The 10,425-nt window shown below is 67.1% G+C and carries 10 protein-coding genes and 2 pseudogenes; 4 read left to right on the top strand and 8 right to left on the bottom strand.

Annotated elements, in window-relative coordinates; all coding sequences use genetic code 11:
• The first annotated feature begins 1,059 nt into the window (after positions 1 to 1,059).
• The gene (locus ACFY2A_RS30390; RefSeq protein WP_387176757.1) at positions 1,060 to 2,268 is read left to right on the top strand and encodes a low temperature requirement protein A; all 1,209 of its coding nucleotides are present in this window, start codon (positions 1,060 to 1,062) and stop codon (positions 2,266 to 2,268) included.
• A 297-nt stretch (positions 2,269 to 2,565) separates the two neighbouring features.
• Positions 2,566 to 3,759 (top strand): PP2C family protein-serine/threonine phosphatase, encoded by a 1,194-nt coding sequence (locus tag ACFY2A_RS30385; RefSeq protein WP_387176755.1) that lies wholly within the window; start codon positions 2,566 to 2,568, stop codon positions 3,757 to 3,759.
• Between the two features lie 61 nt (positions 3,760 to 3,820).
• On the opposite strand, the gene ACFY2A_RS30380 is transcribed toward ACFY2A_RS30385, so the two are convergent.
• The 6 genes and pseudogenes from ACFY2A_RS30380 to ACFY2A_RS30355 form a co-directional block, all read right to left on the bottom strand.
• Positions 3,821 to 4,168, bottom strand: coding sequence for an STAS domain-containing protein (locus ACFY2A_RS30380; RefSeq protein WP_387176753.1), 348 nt, complete (start codon positions 4,166 to 4,168; stop codon positions 3,821 to 3,823).
• Entirely contained in the window at positions 4,165 to 4,626 is a 462-nt protein-coding gene (locus ACFY2A_RS30375) for an ATP-binding protein (protein WP_387176751.1), read from the bottom strand. Before ACFY2A_RS30375 ends, ACFY2A_RS30380 begins: the two co-directional genes overlap by 4 nt.
• A 272-nt stretch (positions 4,627 to 4,898) precedes the next feature.
• The gene (locus ACFY2A_RS30370; protein ID WP_387176749.1) at positions 4,899 to 5,783 is read right to left on the bottom strand and encodes a recombinase family protein; all 885 of its coding nucleotides are present in this window, start codon (positions 5,781 to 5,783) and stop codon (positions 4,899 to 4,901) included.
• A gap of 393 nt (positions 5,784 to 6,176) precedes the next feature.
• Positions 6,177 to 6,617, bottom strand: a complete 441-nt coding sequence (locus tag ACFY2A_RS30365; protein WP_387176747.1) for a hypothetical protein — start codon at positions 6,615 to 6,617, stop codon at positions 6,177 to 6,179.
• Between the two features lie 41 nt (positions 6,618 to 6,658).
• The gene (locus tag ACFY2A_RS30360) at positions 6,659 to 6,823 is read right to left on the bottom strand and encodes a hypothetical protein (RefSeq protein WP_387176745.1); all 165 of its coding nucleotides are present in this window, start codon (positions 6,821 to 6,823) and stop codon (positions 6,659 to 6,661) included.
• Positions 6,824 to 6,980: 157 nt separating this feature from the next.
• Positions 6,981 to 7,187: pseudogene (locus ACFY2A_RS30355) on the bottom strand (DUF4291 domain-containing protein); the annotation flags it as partial.
• A gap of 105 nt (positions 7,188 to 7,292) precedes the next feature.
• Between ACFY2A_RS30355 and ACFY2A_RS30350 the strand changes: the two are divergent.
• Positions 7,293 to 8,108: a hypothetical protein gene (locus tag ACFY2A_RS30350; RefSeq protein WP_387176743.1), complete on the top strand. Its 816-nt coding sequence runs from the start codon at positions 7,293 to 7,295 to the stop codon at positions 8,106 to 8,108.
• A gap of 84 nt (positions 8,109 to 8,192) precedes the next feature.
• On the opposite strand, the gene ACFY2A_RS30345 is transcribed toward ACFY2A_RS30350, so the two are convergent.
• Positions 8,193 to 8,630: a hypothetical protein gene (locus ACFY2A_RS30345; protein WP_363924177.1), complete on the bottom strand. Its 438-nt coding sequence runs from the start codon at positions 8,628 to 8,630 to the stop codon at positions 8,193 to 8,195.
• A 496-nt stretch (positions 8,631 to 9,126) separates the two neighbouring features.
• Between ACFY2A_RS30345 and ACFY2A_RS30340 the strand changes: the two genes are divergently transcribed.
• A complete protein-coding gene (locus ACFY2A_RS30340; RefSeq protein ID WP_363924178.1) occupies positions 9,127 to 9,657 on the top strand; it encodes a pyridoxamine 5'-phosphate oxidase family protein in 531 nt (176 codons plus the stop codon).
• A gap of 629 nt (positions 9,658 to 10,286) precedes the next feature.
• Here the strand turns inward: ACFY2A_RS30340 and ACFY2A_RS30335 are convergent.
• Positions 10,287 to 10,425 (bottom strand): annotated as a pseudogene (locus ACFY2A_RS30335) (chloramphenicol phosphotransferase); the annotation flags it as partial.

Genomic DNA, 10,425 nt, shown 5'->3' with positions numbered 1-10,425 from the left:
CGTCCACCCCGCCACCTCCCTCACGCGCCACCGCCGCGCGCACAGGCATCATCGCCTGCCGACATCACCTTCACCTAATGTCGTAATCCCTCCGACGCGGACAAGATGCCATCTGCTTGTGGGCGACTGTAGATGTCAACCACGAGAAACGCCTCAGCTGGGCAATCCGCTCCACAAGTCGACAGCGATTGCACCTGTTCCTGGACCTGGGAAAGATCCCGGTCGGGCGCCCTGAGTCGGCCCCGGCCGGAAACCTTGATCGAACTCACCTGGTCGGCATCTCCGTTTAACGGTGGCGCATACGGTCCAGAGCGGGACGGCCGCCCACCGTCACACAGACGAGTGACCAGTACGAACAGCGGGCCGCGAGACCAGAACGCAGCGAGCGCGTCACGGGTGTTGCAGCGGCGGGCGCGACTACAGGAGTGGCTCCTTCATGCCGTGCTCGCCGCTTCCACCGAATCGCCCCGAAAGTCCGGCAATGGGAGCCTTCGGACCGCTCGACCTTCGGAGTGTGGTGACAGGGCGACGGTCCTCAACCAGAAGCACTGCCGACAGCAGCTGTCCTCCGCCGCCCCGCCGCCAAAGGGCTGCCGCTGGCCGTGCGCAAGCAAGCAGAGGAGCCGACAGTCCGTGTCGCCTGGGCGCGGACAGCAGATGGATGCCGCCGGTGTGGGCCCGGGTGCCGAACCGGCTCGGACCGGCGACCGGACGGCGGATTCACCGTCCGGGCCCGCATCCCCGCCGGGGAGAGCAGCCGCTCGGCCGCCGCCGCACGAAGCGCCGGGCGAACGCGCCGCTGCTGGTCCTGGTCTGTGCCGGCTGCCCGCCGCCGCGCCGAAACCCAGCCGACCAGGCCCCGGACGACCCACCCGGACACCCAGCCGCCACTGAGCCGCCCGCCACGACGTCTACATCGTCACCGCCGCTACCAGCAACAAGCCGAACAGCAGCACCAAGAAACGAAGACCTCAAACAGTCCAAGGCCACGACGCACAGGTTGAGATCAAGTTAGGCGGAACGGTGACAGGGGGATCGGGTCGGGCGGAGCATGGACGGGTGGGCGGCGATCGGGGACGTGATGTGCCGGGTGGCCGGGAGAGCGCCGGTCAGGCCAACTATCTCGAGTTGTTCTTCGATCTGGTGCTGGTGTTCGCGCTCAACGGGGTGGTCACCCGGATCGTGCCGTCATTGACCAGCGACGAGTCGGCAACCCGCTGGTCGTCGCTGTTAGCGACCGTGGTGTTGGCGCTGCCGTTGCTTTGGCTCTGGACGACCACCGGCCATATCACCAGCCGCTTCGACCCTCGGCAGCGGAAGATCCAGCTGATGGTGCTCACCAGCGCCTTCGGCATCATGATCATGTCGACGTCGCTGCCGTACGCGTTCTTCGGGCGTGGTATGGCCTTCGTGTTGCCGTACGTGCTTCTTCAGGTCGGTCGACCCCTGCTGCTCATCCGCGTGCTGCCAGTCGGTGATCCCGTCCGGGCGCTGTTCATCCGGTCGGCGATCTGGTTCGCCGGTTCGGCGGTCCTGTGGATAGGCGGTGCGGTGGTGAAGGATGAGCAGCGGCTGGCGCTATGGGCAACAGCGATGGCTGCCGATATCACTGGTGCCCGGCTCGGCTGGCCCGTGCGCGGGATGCCTCGGCTCCTCGCGAGCGGATGGGCGGTGGAGCGCGGCCGACACCTTCCGGAGCGATATCAGCAGCTACTCCTGATCGCTCTCGGGGAAACCGTCTTGGCGGTCGGCATCGCCTACACCAACGCGCCGGTCACGACTGAGACGACCGTCGGGCTGGTCACCGCGTACGTCACGACGGTACTGCTCTGGCGGGTCTACTTCCATCGCTCCGGGGAGATGCTCGGTGCGGCGCTGGACGCCGTGGCCGACCGGAGCATGCTCGGTCGGGTTGCCGGCGCGGCGCACATCGTGATGGTGCTCGGCATCGTCGCCACCGCGATCGGCCACGAGATCGTGCAGCAACACGCCCTCGACCGGCCCTACCCGGTGTGGATTGTGTTGATCCTGGGTGGCCCGGCGCTGTTCCTCTACGGTCGGATCCGCCTGGAGCGGGTCGTGTTCGACCGGCTGTCCCGCCGCCGCGTCGTCGCGATCGTCACCCTGGCCCTGGTCATGTTCCCGCTCGCGTTCACCAACACGCTGATCGCCTCCATCGCCGCCGCCGCGGTTCTGATCGGCGTCGCCGTGGCTGACACCCGCCACTCAGCCGTGCGCCCACCGGAGACACCGTCGCCTCCTACCTGAGCGGGAACGCCCCTTCTTCGCCGACCCGTCGAGACGACAGTGCCGATACTTCGGCCGGACCTAGCGTCGGGTCATGTGCAGCCGAGTGACGGTTCAGCCACGAGGGAGAACCGGTCGGGTCGCAGCAACGTACCTGGCTGGCACTACCGAGCAGATCGCGCCGATCGATTCCACCACGGTGGGCCTCGGCCTGCCCTACGGCACTGTCGCCTTTACGCGCTGTGCTGGATGGGTGGAGCACCCGCGTACTCTGACCGGTCGGGCGCCTCGAGAGGGCAGGGGTGAAGGTTGGTGGGCATGGGAGAGCGGGACGTACTACGAGGTCTGTTGCGGCAGTCGCACCACGCCCGGCCGGAGGACCTGCCGGGAATGGCTCGATGGGCGGCGCGGCAACTCGGTGCCGACGACATGGTCCTCTACCTGGTCGATCACGAGCAACGTCAGCTGGTTCCCCTGCCCGGCCCGGACGTGCCGCCCCGGGAGCCGCTGACCATCGAGGGAACCCTGGCCGGCCGGGCGTTCAGCATGCTGCGCCCCGTGGGCGGCCCGGTGGACGACGGTGTGCGGCTGTGGTTGCCGCTGGTCAACGGTCTGGAGCGGATGGGCGTCGCGGAGGTGATCGCCGCGGCTGCCGTGCCCGACTCCGCCGTGGCGGCGTTCGAGGCCGTCGCCTCTCTGCTCACCGAGATGGTGATCACGCGGTCGCACTACAGCGACACGATCGAGCAGATCCGCCGACAGGCGCCGATGCGCCTCGCCGCCGAGATGCTGCGCGCCCAACTCCCACCGCTTACCTTCTCCACGGGCAACATGATCATCAGCGGGATCCTGGAGCCCTGCTACGACGTGGGTGGCGACGCCTTCGACTACGCGGTCAACGGCGACACCGCCCACCTCGCCCTGTTCGACGCCGTCGGGCACGGCTCCGGTGGCGGGATGCGTGCCGTGATCCTCGCCAGCCTGGCCCTGGCCGCGTACCGCAACGCCCGCCGGAGCGGGTTCGACCTAATCGAGACCTACCACCACATCGACAACGCGGTGCGTGACCACGACCGGCGCGGACTGATCACCGGGATGCTGGCCGAACTCGACCAGCGCACCGGCCGGCTGCGGGTCATCTCCGCCGGACACCCGGGCGGGCTGGTGCTCCGCCACGGCAAAGTCGCCACCATCCTGCCCACCCCCACCGCCCTACCGGTGACCCTCGGCGACCGGCGCCCTCCGGTGGTCGTCGAGGAAACCCTCGAACCCGGCGACGACGTGCTCTTCTACACCGACGGCATCATCGAGGCCCGATCGGTTGACGGGACGCGCTTCGGCACCGAGCGGCTGGTCGACTTCACCGTCCGGGCCCTGGCCGACGGACTTCCGCCACCAGAGACCGCCCGCCGTCTCGTCCACGCGATCCTCGCCCACCAGGACAACCGACTCCAGGACGACGCCACCGTACTCATGATCCGCTTCCTCGAGCGCACGACAGGCAGCAGCTGAGTATCCCACGGTCCCAGCGCCGCGCCGGCAGCCCTCGCGACGAAACCCCAGCCTCGCGTCCTCAGATCGCTGCGGGTGGCGCATCTGCCACCCGGCCGAGCAACTGCATGATGCCGGTCATGTCGAGGACCCGGCGAACCTGCCCAGCAGCGTTGACCAGAGTGAGATTCACTCCCCGGTCAGCCGCGTGGTGGTACGCGCCGACCAGGATGCTCAGCACGGTGGAGTCAATGAAGGTCAACCCCGCCAGGTCCACCTCCACCTCCGCGGCCTGGGCGATCGTCTCGTGCAACAGGTCGTCGAGCCGGTCGGCACCCGACATGTCAATCTCACCCGACAGCACCACGACACGGCGAGCGGCACCGACGTCGACACGCCATTGCCAGGTCTGCTCCGTGGCCACTGTCACCGTCCCTCGTTCACGATCGATCGGGCCGGCAGCCGCGCCGTCACAAAGACGGTCGTACCCTGACCGGAGTTGTCGACCACCAATCCCTCGGTGAGCTGCTTCGCCAGCCACAATCCCCGGTAACCGACCTTCCCCGGTGACGGCAGCGCGACGTCCACCTCACCCAACCCGGGCCCGTTATCGCTGACCTGACAGGTCAGCACGTCAGAGTGCTGCCACAGACGCACCTCGCCGCTGCCGCCGCCATGGCGCACCACGTTGGTGACCAACTCATGCACCGCCAACACGAAGTCCTCCAACCCCTGGCCCACCAGACCCGCCGAACGGGCCGCCGCGGCGACCGCGTGACGCAGCGCCGTCACCCGCGCAGCGCTGATCTCTTCCGACAACAACGCCACTTCGTCGGCACCACGCGAGGTGCGCCACCCGGCACCCACGTCGCCCTTTCCGCCGCCCATAATCGGACGCTACACGCCGCCGACCCGCCGCGCCCAGGCACCGCGGCTGGCGTCCGATAGCGGCACCCCGACACCCGGCACGTCTGCTCAAGGGCAGGTGAACGGCGGCTGCGGCCTTCGAGTCGGTGCGGCCCAGCCAGTCCTGCTAGGCTGGCGCCCATGCTTCTGCGCCGTATTCCGGCGCATGCGCCGCGCGTAGGGGTTCAAGTCCTCCCTCGGACACGAACCAAATCCCAACGGTGTTCGCCAAGATCAATATCGGCGTGCACCGTTTATGTTTCTGCGCAGTACGTCAGGATCAGCCGTAGGCTTCGGTACAGGTCGAGCTTGTCTTCGGGGTCTGCCTCCTCCAATGCCGCAGCAATGTTGCCCAGCTCGGCGGTCATCGAGTCGATGGCGTCGGACTCGCGTGCAGCGGGGCGGCTTGCCAGCGCCTCGTCGCGCTGCTGTTCAGCTTCGGCGATCCAGCCCGCCACGACCGCCGGGCTGGCTCCCTCGTCGAGAGCCTGTCTGTAGCGGGCGATTTTCTTGTCGAACTCCGCGGTGATGTCACCAGCGGCCCGTTGTCGTGGAATCGCCGGCCGGACCTCTGCGCCGAGCTGGCGAGCCAGCAGCTCGATCGTCTGATCGCGTCGTGAGGGGTCGAAAGCGGAGGCGATCCAGTGGTCGATCGAGCCGATTGCCTGGTCTTCGCGCATGATCACGTTCTTAGGGTGATCGACACGGTTGGCCAGGGCGTAGTCGGAGAGGTAGCGGCACCGGTAGTAGGCGACGCCGTGGGAGTGCTGGCCCTGCATGCGGCGTTGGCACACCGAGCAGTAGATGAGGCTCTTGAAGACATACGGATGCCGTGTGCGGTGTGGCTTGTGGGTGGCGGGCTTGTGCGCTCGCGACCCGAGCAGTTCGCGAGCGGCGTTGAAGACCTCGTCAGTGACGAGAGGTTCGTGGACGACCTCCTGTGAGGTGATCCACTTGTTCTGCGGGTTCCACCGCATGACCGGCATGTGCCCCAGTGCCACATCATCCACGTCTACGAGCACCTCGTCGGTGCGCTGCTTGTTCCAGACCTGCCAGCCGGTGTAGCGGGGGTTCGTGAGGATCACGCGGACGGCGATCTTCGCCCAGGCGCGACCGCACGAGATCACGCGCATGCACATGCCGCCAGGCGAGGCTGGTTTGAGGGGCTCGGACTACCCGCCAGCGGAGCCCCAGGCGTCTTCGAACGTGGTTCGCGTGATGACGAATCGGCTCCAGCCCTCGTCTAGATCATCCAGGCTAGCCTGCCCGAGGCCACCGCACTGGTCTGCCTCATGTCCGGGTCCGTACCGGAGAACCGGGCCGCGGTCGTACACCTCAATCTGCCGAACCGGCCAACCGTCGTCATCCACCTCGAAGTACCAGACCGAGTGCCCCCAGGCGTCGAACTCGTCGCCGTGCGATTCGTCCCAGCGACGACGGTAAAAGCGAGCCATGGCCGTAAGCGTAGATCCACTTGTGCGCGGATCTGCCGCCGATGGTGCGCGGTGCTCGTCGATCGGAGGCGCCAGATCTCAGGCGCGCTCGAAGGTGAGGTCGAAGTCTTTCCGCCAGGAGTGGCCGGCGTCCTCGGAGGCCTCCCAGCGGCCGAGGATCCGGTCCTTGTCGACGTTGGCGATGAACCGCTGGTGGAAGTCCGGGTCCTCACGGGTCATCGTCCAGTGCTCACCGTCGAAGGTCATGGCGAACTCGCGGCAGACGCCGCGGTCGTCTTCATAGAGCGCGACGAACCGATCGTTCGCGTCGCTGCGTCCCAGGACGAGACTCATCTCGGAACGCGCCTGCCCGCCCCCGCCGAACTGCGATTTCGCGACCAGGAGCGATTCCCCGAGCCACTCGATCCTGGTAGTGCCCGGCACCTCGGTGCCCGGCGGTTCGAGGAAGAAGGCATCCGAAATCTTCGTCGCCCATTCGCCGACAAGCCCGCCCAGCTTCGCCATCTCGGTATTGCGCATCATTTCATCCCATCGGTCCGACGTACGTGATGCGTCGGAGATCAAGGCCGGCGCGGCCCGCAGAAGCGAAGCACCACCGTGCTGGACCGCTCCAGACCGGTGACCAGCACGGTCCGCTCGCGGCGGCGCAGCTCGCGGAAGGTGCCGTTGCCGCAGCCGACGTCCACAATCGTCTCGGCCCAGGCAGCATCGCAGGCCAAGGCCATCGTATGCGACCCAGGGCCGGCGCGCGGACTTCACAACAGCAGGGGCAAGACCTCGGACGCGGCTGTTCATCACCAGCCCCTTGCGCTGACCGATAGTCGATTGCCGTCGGATCAGTCACATGCCGCCGAGTGGGCGCGCTGACCTGCCGAGCGGCCGTCACTGTCCGTGCTGCTGCTCGGGCACGTCGTCGGCGGTGACATGCGGGCTGGCGTCGAGGCCGGCGCCGATCTGAGCCGGCAGCGGGTAAGCATGTTCGACGGGCAGGTGGGCTGCTGCGGCCTGTTCGTCGCCACTGTGCAGGAGGTCCCTCACGCGCTCAACGGTGGCGGTGATGTCCGTGATGGCCACCGTCCAGCCGTCCACGGCGACGTGAGTGTCGGCCCACGTGGTCCGACTCGGTGCCGGGCGGCAGGTGTGCTGGGGTCGAGTGCGTGCCGCTGACGGCCCTGGTGATCCTACGATCCGGGTATGGCGATGGCGGCTGGTGAGGGCTGGCGGTGGTGGCTGAGCGCGGGCAGCGCGGGGCTGGTGGTGTTGCCGTACTGGCAGGGGGCGCCCTGGCCGGCGGTGGTGGCGGCGGTCTTCGGGGTAATCGTGGTCAGTGCGTGGGCGTGGGGCACCCGCAGCGGTCGTGGTGTGGGTGTGGTTGTCGGTGCCGGGTTCATCGTCGTGCTGGCCACGTTGTTCGCTGTCTCGCAGTGGCCCCGTGGTCTGCCGGTCGCGCCGTGGCTTGACTGGTTCGTGATGTGGTTGCTCGTTGGTGCGGTGTGCCTGGCGGCGTTGATCATCGACCGCATCTGGCATGCCTCGATGGTGGAGTGGAACTGTCTGACAGTTCGGTGGATCGCCTCGGTGGTGCCGCTGGCCGGCGTGGTGCTGCTATGCGGTGGCGGGCTCGGCATCGCCCAGATCGACGGCGACGGCAGGTTCCGGGTACCTGTTCGCGTAGACGAGATTCTTCCGCTGCCGACGTCGCTGCGCCTGGTCTCGGCTGACACATGTGCCTCCGGCGGCAGCAGCGGCAACTGCACGGCCAAGTTCGTGGTGACGGCCAACGACGGCGCCAGCCGGGAAACGACCGTAACCCGGCTCGTCGCCCACCTGCGCGCCCGCGGATGGCCGCTGCAACCCGAACACGGCAGCTATTCCGGCAGCCGCGACATCAGCGGGCTCCTGCACTGGAGTCCACACCGAATATGGCTGTACACCGAAGCCGAACCCGCAACCGTGCTGCAACCGGCGGCACCACAGGGCACAGTGAACATTTACATCGACAACCTCTGACATGTTCCCACACGGAATCTGCTTTGCCGAGTTGAGGACGTTCATCCCTGCGAGCCGACGGCGTGATGATGTGGCCTCTCCTGCTCAGCGAACTGTCGCCCGCAGCGCTTCTTCGTACTGGAGGCGATCGAAGGTGACGGGAAGCAGTTCGTGGTAGCCCCAATCACGATGTCCGGTGCGATAGCCGGACCAGTTGACCGTGTCCTCAGCAACCGTGACTATCGCGGTAAACGGCCAGCAGCCCCAGTCACCGCAGGTACACCCTAGTAACACAGTGTCGCCGTCACCGAACCAGCTCAGGACCGGATCACCGAGATAGTGCCGACTCGGCCAGCGCACGCTGTCGCCCAGCAGCCCCGCATAGCTGCCCGCGAGGTTGGGTTTCCCTTCCCGCCGCGCAAAGGGCAGCTCAGCCGTGCGAACCAGGTCAGGCAGGGGCATGCCGTTAAGGTACGGAACGAGTGTCGTGAACATCCCGACGCCGAGTTCCTGCTCGATGGTACGGAATTCGATACGTTCCACGAGCCCAAGGCTAGGATCCTGCGCCCTGACGTGGTCCGGCGCCCTCGCGTCATTGCTGCCCCCGGTCGTCGCTAGAACGGCGGGCAGGGCACGGTTCCGCAGCGGATCGCAGGCTCATGCCGCTGTCCGCTCACAAAGGGCTTGGGGAGGCCTCGCCATTGGCGAGGCGTCCCCCGGACTCGGCCCGGCTCGAACGGGCTGCCACCCTCTCCTGCAGGATCGCGGGCGCGGTCATCCGGAGCCACCGCACCTTGGGCGAGGACGGGAAGAGCTTAGAGGGTGGCGATGACGCACGCACATGCTGCCGAGCGTGCGCGTCGCCAGCCGGGAGTCATTCATGTCGCGCCGGCTGCCGTGCGGTCCGCTGGCGTCCGCAAGCCAGTTGACGAAATATGACGCAAGGTGTCAGGTTTTGGGTGGAGCATGGGTTCATCGGTCGGCGCCGGTGATAGGTGCGGGCCTCGGCACAGATAGATACGGAGAGACAAGGACCTCCATGCGCGAAACCCCAGAAGATCTCGAAAGGCTCCAAGCTCTCCTTGACGCCTCCCTCGCCGGCTCCACCTCCCACCTCCGCTCGATCATCAACACCGCGCGCACACTGAACGCGGAACAGCTCACCCAGGTCCTCACCGGCATGTGCACCCTCGCTCTGTCCAGCGTGACGGCGAAGGGTGAGCCGCGGATCAGCGGTGTGGACGGGCACTTCCTGCGAGGCAAGTGGTACTTCGGCACGGCGCCCGACGCCGCCAAGGCGCGCCACCTCGCGGCGCGGCCCGCCGTCAGCGCCGCACATATGCGCGGTGAGGACCTCGGCGTCTTCACGCACGGCAAGGTGGAGATCCTCAACCCCCGAAACGGCGACCAGGCCACGGACTGGCCGGACGTGCTCGCGTACTTGAAGGACTTCTATGGCGACGACCTCTTCGACTGGGACAACGACGTGGTCTACTACCGACTGCATCCGCACTGGATGACCGTCTATGCCCCAGACATCGCAAAGCTCACCGTGGCGTCCCAGCCCTGATCCACAGCACCGGCCAACCAATGCGCGTCCAAGACCCGCGTCGTCAGAGGTCTCGTTACCGCCTAGCCACGGGCGATCCGTTCAAGCCGAGAGGTGGCCTGTTCGCTTCGGACAGGCCGATAGCATCCGCGACGTCCTGGACGAGCTTCAGCTCGTCGGGAACGTCCGCCGGTCACGGCCAGCGACCCGGCCAAGATCCCCGGCGGGACGAGTCGATCAAGGTGGTTGAGCAGTTTCACCTCGCTTCGAAACAACCGCCCACGCTCGGATGCTGGCATCTCGGCGAGCAGGTCCGGGACACGTTCGTCCTGCGGTACAAACACCACCGTCCCGGAGTACTCACGGCAGCTCGGGCACCACGCCAAGCCGACACAGCTCTCGTAGAGACTGTCAGAGGGTGTAGAAGCGGTATCTGTAGGAATAGATCTCACCGGCACACGCATCGGCGCTCCCAGCACGAGCCTCATGAATCGTGCTGACCTTCGACCATGCCCACCTGGCAGCTCTGCATCCCATGATCTTGATCTTTCCCGGGCTACCAAGCGGGCCGCCATCCGGATTTGCCGCCGTCCGCGCTCCGTGCTCGGCGGGTGCACGACGGCGGCTGCGTCATGGCAGGTCCAGCCCCTTCACAGCCGAGCCGCGATCGTTTGGGCACACACGATCGACTCGGTGTGGGTGGTATCGACCTCCACGTCGTACACCACACCCCGGTGCACCAGGTGGGCCTGTGCGGCGGCCATCCCACGGACCCGGTCGCCGCGGGCG

The organism is Micromonospora sp. NPDC000442, assembly GCF_042898635.1.
Lineage (GTDB): Bacteria > Actinomycetota > Actinomycetes > Mycobacteriales > Micromonosporaceae > Micromonospora.
Note: the sequence above shows the minus strand (reverse complement) of the source record. Positions and strands in the feature narration are given on the sequence as shown.